Here is a 16,250-nt window from a genome sequence, read left to right as displayed (position 1 = left end):
GCCGAATCGGGGCGCGGCGTCAGCGGGGCAGGTAGGTGAGCGCCTTGACCCGCCGCAGGATGAGGGCGGTCTCCGCCGTCCGGACCCCGGTGAGGGCGCCGATCCTGTCGCTCAGGTACGCGTACAGGTCGGCGCTGGTGCGGCAGAGCACGGAGATGACCACGTTGGCCGGGCCGGTGACGACCCCGGCGAAGCGCACCTCCGGGTGGCCGGCCAGTGCCCGCCCGGTTTCGGCGAGGGCGTGCGGGGCGACGGTCAGCCAGCACATCGCCCCGATGCCCTGCCCGAGGGGCTCGTGGTCGTACTCGACGGCGAAGTACAGCACCCCCGCGGCGCGCAGCCGCTCCAGCCGCCGCCGGGTCACCGCCTCGGACTGGCCGGTGGCCTTCTGCAACTCGGCGAGGGGCGCGCGGCCGTCCCGCCGCAGCGCGGCCAGCAGCGCCTCGTCGGTGGCGTCCAGGACGGCTGGCGCGGTCGGCGCGGCGGCCGGAGGGCGCAGCGCGGCCTCCTCGTCTGGATCGAGCGCGCTGATCTTGCGCAGCCAGCCGAGCGGGCCGCCGTAGAAGGAGTGCAGGACGCAGTGGGCGCTGACCGAGGTGACGCGTGGGGTGCGGTGCAGCCGTTCCAGGAGCAGGTCGTCGCGCTCCTGGCGGCTGCGCGGGTTCATCGCGCACATCACCTCGGTCCCACCGGAGACCAGGTCGACGTACTGGGTGTCGGTGCGCCTGGCCAGCGCGAGCGCCAGTTGCTGGGCCACATTGGGCGTGCAGCCCAGCCGCACGATCCAACTGTCCCGGCCGAGGCGGCTGTCGTCGGTCATGCCCGTCACCCGCAGCCGCGCCGTGGCGGCCAGCCGCCGGAACCGGCGGGCGACGGTCTGGTCGGACACGCCCAGCACCTGGGCGATCCGGCTGAACGACGCACGCCCGTCCAGTTCCAGCGCCTGCAGCAGCCTCAGGTCGAGCGGGTCGAGCGTCTCGGACGCCACGGGCTCCTCCTGCGCGGAACGGGCACGGCGCGGGGGCGTTTCAGAGCCGGTCGGGCTGATTGTAGGCAGGATCCTGGCGCCCCGGGTGCGAAGACGCCGCGCCCACGGGCGACGCGGCCGGCTCCGGCCGCCGCACCCCGCCGGGGGCGGCGGGAGCGGCGGCGGCAGGAGCCGTCGCGGCCGGCTGCCGTTGCCGCAGCAGCACGGCGGCGGCCAGCGCGGCGAGCACCAGCAGCACCGCCGAGACGAACAGGCACAGCCGCAGGCCGTCGAGGAATGCCTCGGACATCGCGCTCAGGGCCCGCTCGGCGTCGACACCCAGGTCCAGCCCGGCGACGGCACCGAGCCCGCTCGCCGCAGCGGTGTCCGTGATCTGCCGCGCCCGTTCGCCGGTCAGCCCCGCCTCGGCGAGGTGGCCCGGCAGCGCGCCCACCGCCTGCACGGTCAGCAGGGCCCCCATGAGGGCCGGCCCGAGCGCGCCGCCGACCTGCCGGAAGGCGTTGCTGCCCGCCGCCGCCATGCCGGCCTGGCGTGGGGGCACGGCGGTGACCGCGATGCTCGTGATGCACGGGAAGGCCAGGCCGAGGCCCAGCCCCAGCAGGGCCAGCCGCCAGGCCACCGACCCGAAGGACGTGTCGGGGCCGAGCGTGGTCAGGGACAGCAGCGCGACCGCCGCGACCAGCAGGCCCACGGTGATGAGCACCCGGGGCGACACGCGACGCATCAGGCGGCCCATCACCAGGCCGAGGAGCATGGACACGACGTTGACCAGCACCATCCGGACGCCGGACTGCAGGGTGGTCAACTGCTGCACCACGCCGAAGTACAGGCTCAGCACGAAGAAGAAGCCGATCAGCCCCAGGAAGCTGATCAGGGCCGCCAGCGAGGCGGCGGTGAAGGCCGGGCTGCGGAACAGCGACAGGTCCAGCATGGGCGCGTCGCTGCGCAGCTCGATCACCACGAAGGCGGCGGCGCTCACCACGGCCACCGCCAGGGCCACGAGCGTGCGCGGATGCGTGAACGACTCCGCACCGCCCTCGATCACCCCGTAGATCAACGCGGTGATCGCCAGCGCGGCCGTGATCTGTCCGGGCCAGTCGAGCCTGCGCCCGGCGCTCGCCCGGGACTCCTGCAGCAGCCGCGCGGCGATCACCATGGTCAGCAGCGCCAGCGGCACCGGCAGCACGAAGATCCACCGCCAGCCGACGTGCTCCAGGATCACCCCGGCGATCAGCGGCGGTCCCGCCATGGCCGCCATCATGCACGTCGTCCACAGGCCGATGTACTTGCCGCGCTCCCGGTGGTCGGGCACCGCGTGACTGATCAACGCCAGCGTCACCGGCAGCAACGCGGCGGCCCCCGCGCCGGCCAGGCCCTGCCCAAGCCAGAGCACCTGGACCGAACGGGCGCACAGCGCCACCAGGGCGCCCACGGCGCACAGCGCCAGGCCCACCTGGTAGACCTTCTTGCGGCCGTGCACGTCCGAGAACACCCCGGCGGTGAGGATCAGCGCGGCCACCGGCAGCACGAAGGCGTCGGACACCCACGACAGCTGCGCGGTGGAGGCGCCCAGCGCCCGCTGGATCGCCGGCAGGCCCACCGTGACGGTGACCACCGGCAGGTAGGCGACGAAGACCCCCGCGCACGCCAGCGCGATGGTGGCCCCACGCCCGCGCGTCGTCATTGCCCCACTGGATACGTTCAAGGAAGCCCTCATCTCCAGGCGCACGAAATGGTGCGGTCGATCGACCGCGCGCCCAGATTCCGTCGGGTCGGCACCGGCCGGCCAGCCAGATCCCCCCGCGCTGTGGAAATCCGACACCGGCACCCGGCCGAGCCACGCTTTCCGACACGCCCCGGGACCGCCCGGGCAACTTGGTGGACGGCGCACCGATCATCGGCCACCCTGTCGGGCATGGAACATCACATCGACGTGGCACCCGGGGTGCGGTTGTGGGCCGAGGAGCGCGGCGACCCGGCCGCCCCAGCGCTGCTGCTCGTCATGGGCGCGCACGCCTCCGGCCTGACCTGGCCGGACTCCCTGCTCGACGCGCTGGCTCGCCGGCACCGCGTGATCCGCTACGACCACCGCGACACGGGCCGCTCGACCTGGTCCTTCGCCGAGCATCCGTACCCGATCGTCGAACTGGCCGCCGACGCCGTGAAGCTGCTCGACGCGCTGGACGTCGCACGCGCCCACGTCGTCGGCATGTCCATGGGCGGCATGCTGACGCAGCTGCTGCTGCTCGACCACCCCGAGCGGGTGGCGACGGCCACCTTCGTCGGCACCCCGCCGATGGACGGCGGGCCCGCCGACGCGCCGGGGCCCGACCCCGAGCTGCTGGCGTACTGGGAGACGATGCTCCAGCCGCGCGACCGCGCCGCCGAGATCGCCTGGCGGGTGGAGCACTGGCGCATCCTCAACGGCGGCGAGCTGCCCTTCGACGCCGAGGAGTTCCGGCGTCGGGAGGAGCGCATCATGGACCACGCGGGCCGGCACGACAACACCGGGGCGCACGCGCAGGCCAGCCAGGACGGCCTCGACCGGGCCACGGAGCTGAAGGCGACCACCACCCCCGCCCTCGTGGTCGACTCCCCGGCCGATCCCATCGCCGGCACCGCCGCCGCGCGGCACCTCGCCGCGCTGCTGGGCAACGCCCGGCTCGTCACCGTCCCCGGGCTGGGTCACGCCCTGTCGGAGGCGGTCGGCCCCGGGCTCGCCGAGGTGATCCTCGACCACACGACGTCGCACGAGCCGGCCGGGCGGCCCCAGCGGACGTGACCTGCGGCGTCAGCCGCGCGGCCAGGCGGCCGGGATGCGTTCCAGCAGCCCGCCGGCGAACACGTCGCGCAGCCCGAGCGGCTTGAGGTGGACGTACCCGATGTGGCAGTCGCAGACCGCGTTGACGCACGTGCGGGGGCGCAGCGCGGCCCGCCACGACCCGTCGTACAGGTTGCCGATCGGCTCCGGGACGAAGTGGCAGCGGCGCACCGTGCCGTCGCCGAGCACGGAGATCGCCGTCTCCCCGGCGTGGCACGGCCGGTCCAGCGACAGGTGCGGGCGCACGCTGTAGCCGAACAGCGGGTCCAGCGCCGTCCAGGTCGCCTCCTCGGCGGTGTCGTAGCGGCGGCCCTCGGCGGCGTTCACCCACAGGTACACCTCGGGCGGCAGCGCGGCGCGCAGGGCCCGCGCCTCGTCGAGGTGCTCCGGCAGGCCGACCACCCCGACGGAGAACCGGACCCCCAGCTCCGCAAGCCGCGCGCAGCGGGCCAGGAAACGCTCCCGGGTCACCTGCCCCGGGTGGTACGTCGTCCACAGCGCCGCCCGGCCCGGGTCGGCGTCGGCCAGCCAGTCCACCCGGGCGGCCAGGTTGGTCTGGATGACCACCCGGTCGACGTGCGGCAGGTGCGACAGCGCCACCATGGCGTCCCGGTACCAGCGGCGGGTCAGCCCCTCGCCCCACGGGGTGAACAGCACCGACAGCCGCACGTCGGCGGTGGCGGCCACCCAGCCGGTGAACCGGGTGAGCGCCGCCCGGTCCTCCGCCAGCAGCTCCGGCGGGTCGCGCCGCTTCGCGAACGGGCAGTACGGGCAGTCATAGTTGCAGCTCGCCAGGGGCCCCCGGTAGAGGATCGCCAGGCCCGCTTCCCCGCCGCACCGGTCGGCCGGGCTCATCGCGGCACGTACCCGGTCATCGCGCTGCGCACCTGCGCGGAGGTCAGCCACGGGCCGACCGCGTCGGAGCGGGCCAGCCCCGCCGGGGTGAGCCGCAGCCCGCCGTCGGCGGCCCAGCCCCGCTCGACCAGCCGCCCCAGCTCGGGGAAGTCATCGCCGGGCGGGCGGCCGAACCGGGCCCGGTACGCGACCGGGTCCACCCCCTCGGCGCGCAGCAGCGACTTGAGCAGCCAGCGGCGGCGCTGCTCGGTGTCGTCGAGGGTGAACCCGAACTCGGCGAACCGGAAGTCGTCGGCCGGCCGGGCCAGGTAGTCGTCGAGCACCACCCGCACCTCGGACACGCTCACCGCGTAGTCGAACGAGTAGTGCAGGCCCGTGGTGTAGGAGCGCGCGCCGCAGCCCAGCCCCACCATCCCGTCGTCCTGGCAGCAGTAGTCCGGGCCGTCCGGCGCCGGCACGTCGGCCCGGCGGAACTGCCGCATCGACTCCTGCCGGTACCCGGCCGCGCCGAGGGCGTCCACCGCCTGCTCGTACAGGGCGAGCCGCTGCGCGTCCCAGTCCGCCCGGCCGTGCGCGCGCCGGCCCAGCCCGGTCAGCGGTCGCACGTACAGCGGGTACAGGTACAGCTCCTCCGGCCGCCACGCGAGCGCCGCGTCCAGGCTCTGCCGCCAGGTGTCGGCGGTCTGCCCGTCGATGCCGTAGATCAGGTCGATGTTGAGCACCGGGATCCGCGCGTCGCGGATCGCGCCGAGGGCGGCCTCCACCTCCGTGCGGCGCTGCGGGCGGCCGGCGGCGCGGGCCTCGACGTCGAGGAAGCTCTGCACGCCGATGCTCACCCGGGTGGTGCCGTGCGCGGCGAGCACCGCGAGCCGGTCCGGCGTCGCGGTGGCCGGCGAGGTCTCCACCGACAGCGGTACGCCGGGCAGCCGCGCCCCGAGCGTGGACGTGGCGATGTCGAACAGCTCGGTCAGCTCGTCGGCGGTCAAATAGGTCGGCGTGCCGCCGCCGAGCGCCGTGCGGGCGTACCCGGCGTCGCCGCCGAGCGCGTCGGCCACCCGCTGGGCCTGCCGGCGCAACTGCCGCAGGTACGCGGTGACCTGCTCGGCGGGGGCGTTGGCCCGGGTGAACAGGTTGCAGAACCCGCACCGCATCTCGCAGAACGGCAGGTGGACGTAGAGGAAGAGCGCGTCGCGTGCCTCGGCCCGCCACACGTCGGCCAGCGGCGGCCGGGGCCGCAGCGCCCGGTACGAGGTCTTGTGCGGGTACGCGTACAGGTACTGCTGGTACGGCGAGCCGTCGAGGCCCGTGTAGGTGCTGGTCACCATTCTCCCGGTTGCAGGGTGAAGTGGGCGTACGGGACCGTCCACACCACGTCGTGGCCGATCCGGTGGCCGGTGTGGCCGTCCTCCCCGTACGCCGTGCCGTGGTCGGAGCAGATGATCGTGAACACCGGCCGGCCGCGCCCGGTGAGCAGGCCGAACAGCCGGCCGATGCGGCTGTCGACGTACTCCAGGGCGGCGGCGTGGCTGGCCGGGTCGTCGTGCGCGGCACCGGGCACGTAGTGCCGGTTGGGCTGGTGCAGCGCCGCGACGTTGAGGAACGTGAACAGCGGCTGCCGCGCGGGGACCCGGGGCAGCACCTCGGCCAGCCGGTCGAGCTGGGCGTCGAGGCAGGTGGGGGAGGTGACCCCGAACTCCGGCTCCCAGTGCGCCTCGGCGAACAGGCCGGGCAGCACCGACCCGAGCGGGCTGCGCCGGTTGAAGAACCCCACCCCGCCCAGGCAGAGCGTGTGGTAACCCTCCCCGGCCAGCGCGGTCGGCAGGTCCGGCGCGTCGAAGACCCAGGTGTCGGAGCCGGCGGTCTCGCTGCCGGGGAACGCCGCCGCGTACAGCCGCTCGTGTCGGCCCGGGGTGGCCGGGGTGGGCAGGAAGCCGGCGAAGAACGCGTGGTGCGCGGCGTAGGTGAAGCTGGCGGGGGAGTGCCGGCGCTCCCACCGGCCGCCCGGCAGCGCCCGCGCGAGCTGCGGGGTGCGCCCGGCGGCGGCCAGCCCGTCGGCCACGTCCCAGCGCAGCGTGTCCAGGGTGACCAGGCAGATGTCGTGACTGCCGATCAGGCTCCGCACGCGATCACCTCCCGCCCGGTCCGGTCCGGCTGCCCCGCCGGCCGCCCGGCCTCGGCGGCCGTCGCCGGTGTGGCCCGCGCGGCGGCGTCCCGCCAGCGGGCCCACCGGCCGCTGGTCAGGGCGTGCACCTGCTCGGCGTAGGTGTCCCGGCCGTCGGACAGGACCCCGGGCAGCAGGTCCCCGAACGCGTTGACCTCCGCCACCGCGTGCCGCCGCCAGCCGAGCAGGAACATCAGGTCGACGCCGACGTGCAGGCTGCGCGGGAAGCACGCGGCGGCCCGCTCGCAGGTCTCCATCGCCGCCGCCCACGCCGCGGGCCCGGCGGCGTCCCGCAGCTCGGCCAGGTCGCCGCGCGCGTTGCCCAGATGCAGGTTCGTCATCGGCCCCCGGGCGGCGCGCACCACCGCGTGGCTGGGTCGGCCGGCGACCACCACCACCCGCAGGTCGACGACCCGGTCGCCGAGCCCCGCCTTGGGCAGCCACCGCTCCACGTGCAGCCCCTCCGGGGCGAGCCGGTCGACGAGTGCGGCGACGGTGGCCTCGTCGTCGTAGTGGCGCACCCGCAGCGAGTTGAACAACCCGTCCGGGGCCACCTCGATCGGGGTGACCGCCCGGACCCGGCCGGGACCGACCGCGAGGGCGATCACCCCCGCCGCCGACGAGCCGTGCGCGGGCTTGACGAACACCCGCGCCCAGCCCGCCTGCGCCATCGCCGCGCGCAGGCCCACGTACCCGTCGATCGGGGGCAGCGCGCCCGGCACCGCGACCCCGGCGGCGGACAGCAGGGCGTGGCAGCGGCGCTTGTCGCACAGCGCGGCCACGTCGGCCGGGTCGTTGAGCAGTTCCGCGCCGCCCGCCGCGACCCGGCCGAGGCCGTCGACCAGCCCCGCGTACGTGTCGGCGAGGCCGATCAGCTCGCCGTGCCGTGCCGGGCCGGCCGCCCGACGCAGCAGCCGGTCCACCTCCGGGTCCTCGCCGGGGGAGTCGACGCGCACCAGTGCGCCCGCCGGCGGCGGTGCCGCGCCGATGAGCACGTCGACCCAGGGCAGCACCGCCGGCCGGGGCAGGCCGGCGGCCAACACGGCCCGGGTGAACAGGCCGACGCGCCGGTTGTCGGGGTTGCCGACGACGGTCAGCCGCATGTCACTCCGACACCGCCGTGTACCGGTACGTCTCGCCCTCGTCCTCGTCCTCCTCCTGCGGGTCGGACAGGTCCACCCACACGCCCGGCAGGGCCGCCTTCACCGCCGCGACGGTGTCCTCGGAGGCGTAGTGGTGGCTCAGGTCCAGCTTGGCGAGGTGGGTCAGCGGCTGCCCGCCGGCCAGGGCGAGGGCCCCCCGGTCGCCGAGGGTGCCCAGCGACAGGTCCAGCGCCTCCAGCCGCTTCACCACCGGCGCGGCGGCGAGGGCCTCGGCGATGTCGTCGGCGATCTCGGAGTTGCACAGCCCGAGCCGGCGCAGCGCGGGGAACCGCTCCCCGGCCAGCAGCGGGGCCAGGTCCGCCACGGTGGTCTCGCCGCCGTAGTCGGGGGTGCCGAGCCACAGCTCCAACTCGTCCAGGGCGGGCAGTTCGGAGTCGAGCACCGCCCGGACGAAGGCGGGGCGCAGCCCGCCGCTCTGCACCTCCAACCGGCGCAGCCGCTCGTGGCGCACCGGGGAGAACCGGAAGTCCTCCCCGCCGCGCACCCGCAGCACCTCCAGGCCGGGGTAGGCGGTCAGCAGCGGGCTGACGTCGCCCACCCGCATCCAGGAGATCTCGCACTCCTCGGCGACGATGTCGCCGAGGAAGAGGGCCTTCAGGTGGGGCAGGCGCGGCGCGGCCTCGCAGAGCTGGGCGATCGGGGCCTCGTTGAACGCGGCGTATCCCCAGGAGCCGATCACCAGGGCCTCCACGTTCTCGCCCGCCCGGTCGACGAACCGCTCGAACGCGTCGCGGAACTGGGGGTTGAGCTTGTGGTCGGTGCTGTTGTCCCAGTCGTTCGCGGCGATCCGCCAGGCGGCGGGGCCGTCGGCGTCGGGCAGCGGGCCGTCGGCGGGGACCTCGACGACGGTGCGGCCGGCGAAGAAGCTGGCGTGGGATCCGACGGTCACGGCCGGCTCACTCCCCGACCTCGGTGAAGCGGTACTCGTGGCCGTCGTACGTGTGGGCCTCCTGGGCGTCCGACAGGTCGACCTCGACGCCGGGCAGGGCGGCGACGATCCGCTCGCGCGCGGACTCGGAGAGGAAGTGGTGGTGCAGGTCGAGGCGGCGCAGGTGGGTCAGCGGCTGCCCGGCCAGCAGCGCCTCCGCGCCGGCGTCGGTGAACACCCCCTTGGACAGGTCGAGGACCTCCAGCTGGCGGACCACCGGGGCGGCGGCGACGGCCCGCGCGATCAGGTCGGCGAACGCGTCGTTGCTCACCGCCAGGTGGCGCAGCGCCGGCAGCCGCGTGCCGGCCAGCAGTTCGGCCAGGTCGTCCACGGTCGTGTCGCCGCCGTAGTCCTGCCGGCCGAGCCACAGTTCGAGGCGCTCCAACGCGGGCAGGTCGCAGCCGCCGACCGCGCGGGTCACCGACCCGGGCAGCCCGCCGGTCTGGAAGACCAGCTCCCGCAGCCGGGCGTGCCGCACCGGGTCGAGGCGCAGCTCGTTGGCGCCGCGCACCCACAGCACCTCCAGCGACGGGTACGCCGCGAGTAGCGGGGTGATGTCACCGTGCGTGAGCCAGGAGATCTCGCACTGCTCGGCGACCAGGTCGGCGAGGAAGATCGCCCGCAGCGACGTCCACTGCTGCGCCGCGTCGACCAGCAGGTCGATCGGCGGCGCCTCCTCGTACGCCGAGCCCCACTCGCCGATCACCAGGGCGCGGACCGCGTCGGCGGGCACCTCGGCGCGCAGGGCCGCGACCAGGGTGGCGAACTCCACCGGGTCGGCCTCGAAGTCCTCCACCTCCAGCCGCCAGGCGACCGCCGACGGATCGTCGGGCAGGGTCATCCCCGGGGTGAAGGGCAGCACGGGCAGCCCCGTGAACGACGACAGATGGGACCTGATCACGCCAACCTCCGGCTCGACTGGTTCAGCGGCGGCGCGACCGTAACAGTCCGTACCGACAGAGAGATCACCGGCGGGTGGCGGCCGGTAGACCCGGCCAGGGCGGAGGCCCTACGGCTGGTCGGTCAGGTCCGCGTCGAAGGTGTGCGGGCCGAACCTGGGTAATAATTGATTCGTTCCAGAAGAGTGGACTATGGTCATCGGGTGACCTCCGACTTCGAGGCTCAGCTACGCGCGGTCCTGTTGCGTGTGACCCGGCCCCGATTGGCGGTGCTCGCAGCGCTGCGCGACCATTCGCATGTCGACACCGACACGGTGATCGCCCTGGTACGGGCGGATCAGCCCACGGTCTCCCACCAGGCGGTGTACGACGTGTTGCGGGCGCTCACCGACGCCGGGCTGGTGCGGCGCATCCAGCCTGCCGGTGCGATCGCCCGGTACGAGTCCCGGGTGGGGGACAACCACCACCATGTCGTGTGCCGCTCCTGCGGCGCGATCGCCGACGTCGACTGCGCTGTCGGCCATGCTCCCTGTCTCACCGCCTCGGACGACCACGGCTTCGCGGTCGACGAGGCGGAGGTCGTCTACTGGGGCACCTGCCCCGACTGTGCGACCGAACGCACCTCCCAGTGATCCGCCAGTTCGGAAGGATGCAGATGAGCGACACCCAGGACAACGCCCCCTCCAGCGCGCAGGGCGTGGACAAGAAGGAGGCGGCCGGCTGCCCGGTCGCGCACGACTCCGTGACCGCGCACGGCAGCGAGAGCGAGAACCCGGCGATCGACTCGCCGACGCCGAAGACCGGTGGGCGTCCGCGCACCAACCGGGACTGGTGGCCCAACCAGCTCGACCTCTCGGTGTTGCACGCCCACTCGTCCAAGGGCAACCCGCTGGGGGAGAGCTTCAGCTACGCCAGGGAGGTCGCCAAGCTCGACGTCGAGGCCCTCAAGCAGGACATCACCAAGGCCCTCACCACCTCGCAGGACTGGTGGCCGGCCGACTTCGGTCACTACGGCGGCCTGATGATCCGGATGAGCTGGCACGCCGCGGGCACCTACCGCATCGAGGACGGTCGCGGCGGCGCCGGCGACGGCGGTCAGCGGTTCGCCCCGCTCAACAGCTGGCCGGACAACGCCAACCTCGACAAGGCCCGCCGGCTGCTCTGGCCGGTCAAGCAGAAGTACGGCCAGCGGATCTCGTGGGCCGACCTGATCGTGCTCGCCGGCAACGTCGCCCTGGAGTCGATGGGCTTCAAGACCTTCGGCTTCGGCTTCGGCCGGGAGGACGTCTGGGAGCCCGAGGAGATCTTCTGGGGTCCGGAGGACACCTGGCTCGGCGACGAGCGCTACGCATCCGAGAAGGAGATGGCGGCCGGCGTCGGGGCGACCGAGATGGGCCTCATCTACGTCAATCCGGAGGGCCCCCGCGGAAACGCGGACCCGGTCGCGGCGGCGCACTTCATCCGGGAGACCTTCGCCCGGATGGCGATGAACGACGAGGAGACCGTCGCCCTGATCGCCGGCGGCCACACCTTCGGCAAGACCCACGGTGCCGGCGTCGCCGACGACCACGTGGGCCCCGAGCCCGAGGCCGCCCCGCTGGAGTCGCAGGGCCTGGGCTGGTTGAGCACCCACGGCAGCGGCAAGGGCGGGGACACGATCACCAGCGGTCTCGAGGTGACGTGGACCGACGTGCCGACGCAGTGGAGCAACCGGTTCTTCGAGATCCTCTTCGGCTACGAGTGGGAACTCACCAGGAGCCCCGGCGGTGCGAAGCAGTGGGTCGCCAAGGACGCCGAGGCGATCATCCCGGACGCTCACGACCCGTCGAAGAAGCACAAGCCGACGATGCTCACGACCGACCTGTCGCTGCGCGTCGACCCGGCGTACGAGAAGATCTCGCGCCGCTTCCTGGAGAACCCCGACGAGTTCGCGCTGGCGTTCGCCAAGGCCTGGTACAAGCTGCTGCACCGCGACATGGGTCCGGTCAGCCGCTTCCTCGGGCCGTGGGTCGCGGAGCCCCAGCTGTGGCAGGACCCGGTGCCGGCCGTCGAACACGAGTTGGTGGGTGACGCCGACGTCGCCGCCCTCAAGGCGAAGGTCCTGGAGTCCGGCCTGACGACCGCCCAGCTCGTCTCCACCGCCTGGGCCTCGGCCGCGAGCTTCCGGTCCACCGACAAGCGCGGCGGCGCCAACGGCGCGCGGATCCGCCTTGAGCCGCAGCGCAGCTGGGAGGTCAACGAGCCCGAGCAGCTCGCGACGGTTCTGGCGACCCTTGAGGGCATCCAGCGGGAGTTCAACTCCGCCGGCGGCGCGAAGATCTCGCTCGCGGACCTGATCGTGCTGGCCGGCTCGGCCGCCGTCGAGAAGGCGGCGCGCGACGCCGGCGTCGAGGTGACCGTGCCGTTCCGCCCGGGCCGCACCGACGCCACCGCGGAGCAGACCGACGCCGAGTCCTTCCAGGTCCTTGAGCCGCGCGCCGACGGGTTCCGCAACTACCTGCGTCCCGGCGAGAAGACCCAGCCGGAGGTGCTGCTGCTCGACCGTGCCTACATGCTCAACCTGACCGCGCCCGAGATGACCGTCCTCATCGGCGGCCTGCGCTCGCTCGGGGCCAACGTCGGCGGCACGCGGCACGGCGTCCTCACCGAACGACCCGGCGTCCTCACCAACGACTTCTTCACCAACCTGCTCTCCCCGAGCACCCGGTGGAAGGCGTCGGAGTCCGAGGAGCACGGGTACGAGATCCGGGACCTGGGCACCGATGAGGTGAAGTGGACCGCCACCGCGGTCGACCTCGTCTTCGGCTCCAACTCCCAGCTACGGGCCCTCGCGGAGGTCTACGCCAGCCAGGACGCGCGCGACAAGTTCGTGGTCGACTTCGTCGCAGCCTGGACCAAGGTCATGGAGCTCGACCGGTTCGACCTCGCCTGACCCGGCTTCGAACGACGGGCCCCGGCCGATCCACCAGCGATCGACCGGGGCCCGTCCGTACGTGTCGGAGGCGGCCAGGTCAGGCGCTCGCGGCCACCTCGGGCGCGGCGGTGGGCTGCTGCCCGCCGGCCGCCTCGGCGGGCCGGGCCGGCTCCGGGCGGGTCCGCACCGTCGGGTACTCGGCGGTCTCGCCGCCCCCGGCCGCGGCGGCCATCACCGCGGCGGCGGCCAGGTCCGCCACCCGCTTCGCCTCGCGCTGCACCCGAGCCCGGACGTCCTTGGCGTGCTGCTCGACCGAGTCCGCCGAACGGCGGGCCTCCTCCAGCCGGCTCGTCTCGACCGCCAGCTCCTGCCGGATCTCGCCCAGGTGCTGCTGCAACTGGTTGACCTGGTGCTCGACCGCGGCCCCCTCCTGGCGGACCCGGGCGAGCTGCTGCTGGGCGCCGTCCAGCTCGGCGTGCAGTTGGGTCAGCGCCTGCCGCTGGCCGCCGACCTCCTGCTGCACGGCGGTGAGCTGCTCCTGCTGCACGGTCGCCTGCTCGTCGGCGCGCTTGCGCACCTCCGTCGAGTACTGCTGCGCCTCGGCGATCAGCGTGGCGATCTTCTCCTCGGCGGCGGTGAGCTGGCCGGCCACGTCCCGCTCGGCCGCCGCCCGGTGCTCGGCCAGCTCCTGCTCGGCCGCCGCCCGCCGCTCGTTGATCTCCCGCTCCACGTTGACCCGCCACTGGGTCAACTCCTGCTGGCTCTGCGCGCGCGCCGCCTGGACCTCCTGCTGGATCTGCGTACGGGCGGCCTTGGTCAGCGCCTCGGCCGCGACCCGGGCCTGCTCCACCTGCTGGGCGGTCAGCTCGTTGATCCGCTTCGCCTCCTGCTGGGCGTGCTCGTGGGCGGCCTCGCCGTCCACCCGTAGCTGCTCCACCAGTTCCTGGATGTCCGCGAGCTGCGCCTCGGCCGCCGAGCGCCGCTCCTCGTACGCCTTCTCCTGCTCGGCGCGCCGGGCCGACAGCTCCGCCTCCAGGTCGTGCAGCGTCTGGGCGGCGTGCTCCTGCGCCTCCATGAGGACCCGCTCCGCTTCGCCCTGCAACTCGCCGGCCCGCTGCGTGGCGGTCTCCGCGATCAGCCCGCCCTGCTTCTCGGCGAGCGCGAGGATCTGGTCGACCACCGGCCCCAGGTCCCTGAAGGACGCCCGGTCCACCTGGGCCGGGCGCTGGCGCAGCTCGGTCAGCTCCGCCTGGAGCTGCTGGAACTGGAGGGTGTGGTTGCGCAGTTGGTACTGCGCCCGGTCCCGCTCGGCCGACAGGGCCGCGGCACCGGCCTCGACCTGCTCGACGTACCGGTCGACCTGCCGCTTGTCGTAGCCGCGCAGCGTCTGCTCGAAGCTCGGCCGCCCGTTCGGCTCGTTGCGTACCGCGAACGGCTCCCCGGTGGACATTCCGGCATCCTCCATACGATCGGCGATTTCAAGCCCCAATGGACGAGCGCGACGCAGGGCATGATGGGGCGCTACGTTACCGCCGTCCCCGCGCCACGGACACCCCACCCCGCGGCCTGACCACGCGACCGCCCGTCCGGTGCCCATCGCGTCGACGTCACACGCCGCTTCGCGGGGCCCTGCTGCCCGAGCCGTTCACGGAGCCTCCGTCGAGGCGGGCGGGCAGGGCGGTGATCTCCGTGTGCGACGCGCTTCCGGCAGGTCTGCCGGCTGCGCTCCCGTCTGTTGTACGGCTCAGTGCGGGGACTTGGTGGACCGGACGAAGCTGGTCCATGCGGCGGAGGAGAAGGTGAGGGCGGGCCCGACCGGGTCCTTGCTGTCGCGTACGGCGACGAGGCCGGGCAGGTTGTCGGCGACCTCGACGCAGTTGCCGTTGTTGTCGCCGCTGCGGGTGCTCTTGCGCCACTGCGCGCCGAGCAGGTCGTCAGCCATGATGGACCTCTTCCTTGATCTTGGCGATCGTCCTTCTTGATTGTTCCTCATCAAGTGCGAGGCTGAGGAGGCTCGCCCAGACCTTCTCGTAGACCGCGAACTCTTCGGGCCTGTCGAGGTAGAGAGCCCCGGTCACCGACTCGCTGTAGACGACAGACGGGTCAGGGGTGACTCGGTTGCGGAGCGGGAAGTCGAGCATGACGAAGGCACCCGCCAAGGCGCCGTAGTGAGCGCCTGCCGACAGCGGCAGGACTCGGATCGACACGTTGGGCAGGGTTGCGCGTTCAAGGAGCCGGTCAAGTTGCTCGGCCATGACCGCCGAACCGCCGACGCATCGAAGCAGCACCGCCTCCGACAGCACCCATTCGAGCTTCGGCGCCTTCGGTAGACGTCGAACCAGGATCTCCTGCCGCCGACGGCGAACCTCCAAGACCTCTTCCAGCTCATCGGGTGGCATGTTGGGACGATTCTGGTAGACGCCCCGTGTGTAGCCAGGGGTCTGGAGCAGCCCCGGAACGAGAGTGTCGTCGTGCTCGCGGAGCCGGGAGGCGGCGGACTCCAGGCCGACGTACATCTCGAACCAGTCGGGGACGGCGTCACCGTACGAGTGCCACCAGCCCTTGGCCTTGGTCTCGGTGGCCAGGGCGGTGAGCGCGGTGGTCAGCTCGCGGGTCGCCCCGTACAGCTCGCACATGCCCTGGACGTCGAGGGGGCGGACCGCGCCGAGGCCGCTCTCGATGCGCCACATCTTCTGTCGGCTGCAGTGCAGCGCCTCCGCGGCCCCGTCGAGCGTCATGCGCGCCTCGGTGCGTAGGTCGCGCAGCGCCCGCCCGAGCTGCCGCCTTGGCACTGTCGATCCCATGTCTTCGGTCATCCGCTCCCGCCCTCTCCGTGTTGCGTTTTGTTACATGCTTCTTGGTGTCGGTGTTACATCGAAGAATGATGCCCTGGAACGAGCCGGGAGTGGGCAACCATTCAAATCCGATTGCATCTTCGACCCTACAAGAAGCCTGCGACAAGAGCCATCACCGAGCAATTCCCACACGCGAACATCGCTTTGTGGCGATTGCTCTCGAAGTTCGAGGGCGTACCTGATCCGGAGGTGGGGCCACATCCCCGGCCCCTACGTCGGGAATCCGCGGAACACCCCGTCCGGGTCCGCCGATTCCGCGAACTCGAAGAAGTCCATGTTGGCAATCGAGAGACTGTTCTCGACGCTCCACATCTTTGCCGGTACCACCCGGAACCAGCGACCTGGCTCGTGGAGCAGGTCCAGCGCGACAAGCGGTGTTTCCGGGTCGGTGACCGTGACGTTGTCGACGAGGAACAGGAAGCTGCGGTAGGCCGTCTTCGGGAGTGCCGCCACCTGCTCAGGGGCCAGATCGGCGAACGCTGGGTCGCTGACGAAGGACAGGCTCGCCCCGAACCCATCGACCGAGGGCACGATACTCGCCGCACGCACGGCGTCCCAGACCCTTTCGTCGGAGAAGTCGGTACGGAGCACCAGCGCGCAGGGTGTGTCCGGCAGGGTCAACATCGATGCAGTTTTGCAGAGCAGCGGGAGGGGTTCCTCAGAGCT

The 16,250-nt window shown here is 73.0% G+C and carries 15 protein-coding genes; 3 read left to right on the top strand and 12 right to left on the bottom strand.

Annotated features, from left to right (window positions below; all coding sequences use genetic code 11):
* Positions 1–19: 19 nt before the first annotated feature.
* Together ACQPZO_RS15525 and ACQPZO_RS15520 are read right to left on the bottom strand one after the other, a co-directional pair.
* A complete protein-coding gene (locus tag ACQPZO_RS15525) occupies positions 20–988 on the bottom strand; it encodes an Lrp/AsnC family transcriptional regulator (RefSeq protein WP_433341674.1) in 969 nt (322 codons plus the stop codon).
* Between the two features lie 40 nt (positions 989–1,028).
* Entirely contained in the window at positions 1,029–2,672 is a 1,644-nt protein-coding gene (locus ACQPZO_RS15520) for a DHA2 family efflux MFS transporter permease subunit (protein ID WP_433341672.1), read from the bottom strand.
* 231 nt (positions 2,673–2,903) lie between these two features.
* Between ACQPZO_RS15520 and ACQPZO_RS15515 the strand changes: the two genes are divergently transcribed.
* Positions 2,904–3,770 carry an alpha/beta fold hydrolase gene (locus tag ACQPZO_RS15515; protein WP_433341669.1) on the top strand — a complete coding sequence of 289 codons (867 nt, stop codon included), beginning with the start codon at positions 2,904–2,906 and terminating at the stop codon, positions 3,768–3,770.
* 9 nt (positions 3,771–3,779) lie between these two features.
* Here the strand turns inward: ACQPZO_RS15515 and ACQPZO_RS15510 are convergent, their stop codons facing one another.
* Genes ACQPZO_RS15510 through ACQPZO_RS15485 form a run of 6 tightly spaced genes read right to left on the bottom strand, consistent with a single transcriptional unit; the run spans position 3,780 to position 9,817 of the window.
* On the bottom strand, positions 3,780–4,664 hold the full coding sequence (locus ACQPZO_RS15510; RefSeq protein ID WP_433341667.1) for an STM4011 family radical SAM protein: 885 nt from the start codon (positions 4,662–4,664) through the stop codon (positions 3,780–3,782).
* On the bottom strand, positions 4,661–5,986 hold the full coding sequence (locus ACQPZO_RS15505; RefSeq protein WP_433341665.1) for an STM4012 family radical SAM protein: 1,326 nt from the start codon (positions 5,984–5,986) through the stop codon (positions 4,661–4,663). The genes ACQPZO_RS15510 and ACQPZO_RS15505 overlap by 4 nt, the downstream gene beginning before the upstream one ends.
* On the bottom strand, positions 5,983–6,786 hold the full coding sequence (locus ACQPZO_RS15500) for an STM4013/SEN3800 family hydrolase (protein WP_433341663.1): 804 nt from the start codon (positions 6,784–6,786) through the stop codon (positions 5,983–5,985). Before ACQPZO_RS15500 ends, ACQPZO_RS15505 begins: the two co-directional genes overlap by 4 nt.
* Positions 6,774–7,928, bottom strand: coding sequence for an STM4014 family protein (locus ACQPZO_RS15495; protein ID WP_433341661.1), 1,155 nt, complete (start codon positions 7,926–7,928; stop codon positions 6,774–6,776). The genes ACQPZO_RS15500 and ACQPZO_RS15495 overlap by 13 nt, the downstream gene beginning before the upstream one ends.
* A 1-nt stretch (position 7,929) precedes the next feature.
* Positions 7,930–8,877: an STM4015 family protein gene (locus tag ACQPZO_RS15490; protein WP_433341659.1), complete on the bottom strand. Its 948-nt coding sequence runs from the start codon at positions 8,875–8,877 to the stop codon at positions 7,930–7,932.
* A 7-nt stretch (positions 8,878–8,884) separates the two neighbouring features.
* Positions 8,885–9,817 carry an STM4015 family protein gene (locus tag ACQPZO_RS15485; protein ID WP_433341657.1) on the bottom strand — a complete coding sequence of 311 codons (933 nt, stop codon included), beginning with the start codon at positions 9,815–9,817 and terminating at the stop codon, positions 8,885–8,887.
* Positions 9,818–10,018: 201 nt separating this feature from the next.
* On the opposite strand from ACQPZO_RS15485, the gene ACQPZO_RS15480 reads away from it, so the two are divergent.
* Positions 10,019–10,447: a Fur family transcriptional regulator gene (locus tag ACQPZO_RS15480; RefSeq protein WP_433341655.1), complete on the top strand. Its 429-nt coding sequence runs from the start codon at positions 10,019–10,021 to the stop codon at positions 10,445–10,447.
* Between the two features lie 23 nt (positions 10,448–10,470).
* Positions 10,471–12,747, top strand: coding sequence for a catalase/peroxidase HPI (katG, locus tag ACQPZO_RS15475; RefSeq protein WP_433341653.1), 2,277 nt, complete (start codon positions 10,471–10,473; stop codon positions 12,745–12,747).
* 79 nt (positions 12,748–12,826) lie between these two features.
* On the opposite strand, the gene ACQPZO_RS15470 is transcribed toward katG, so the two are convergent.
* From ACQPZO_RS15470 to ACQPZO_RS15455, 4 genes are all read right to left on the bottom strand, one after another.
* Positions 12,827–14,179, bottom strand: coding sequence for a hypothetical protein (locus ACQPZO_RS15470; protein WP_433341651.1), 1,353 nt, complete (start codon positions 14,177–14,179; stop codon positions 12,827–12,829).
* 294 nt (positions 14,180–14,473) lie between these two features.
* On the bottom strand, positions 14,474–14,671 hold the full coding sequence (locus tag ACQPZO_RS15465; RefSeq protein ID WP_433341649.1) for a DUF397 domain-containing protein: 198 nt from the start codon (positions 14,669–14,671) through the stop codon (positions 14,474–14,476).
* Positions 14,664–15,545: a helix-turn-helix domain-containing protein gene (locus ACQPZO_RS15460; RefSeq protein WP_433341647.1), complete on the bottom strand. Its 882-nt coding sequence runs from the start codon at positions 15,543–15,545 to the stop codon at positions 14,664–14,666. Before ACQPZO_RS15460 ends, ACQPZO_RS15465 begins: the two co-directional genes overlap by 8 nt.
* Positions 15,546–15,794: 249 nt before the next feature.
* Positions 15,795–16,208 carry a DUF6924 domain-containing protein gene (locus ACQPZO_RS15455; protein ID WP_433341645.1) on the bottom strand — a complete coding sequence of 138 codons (414 nt, stop codon included), beginning with the start codon at positions 16,206–16,208 and terminating at the stop codon, positions 15,795–15,797.
* Between the last annotated feature and the right edge of the window lie 42 nt (positions 16,209–16,250).

Source organism: Micromonospora sp. CA-111912 (assembly GCF_050948415.1).
Classification (GTDB): domain Bacteria; phylum Actinomycetota; class Actinomycetes; order Mycobacteriales; family Micromonosporaceae; genus Micromonospora.
Note: the sequence above shows the minus strand (reverse complement) of the source record. Positions and strands in the feature narration are given on the sequence as shown.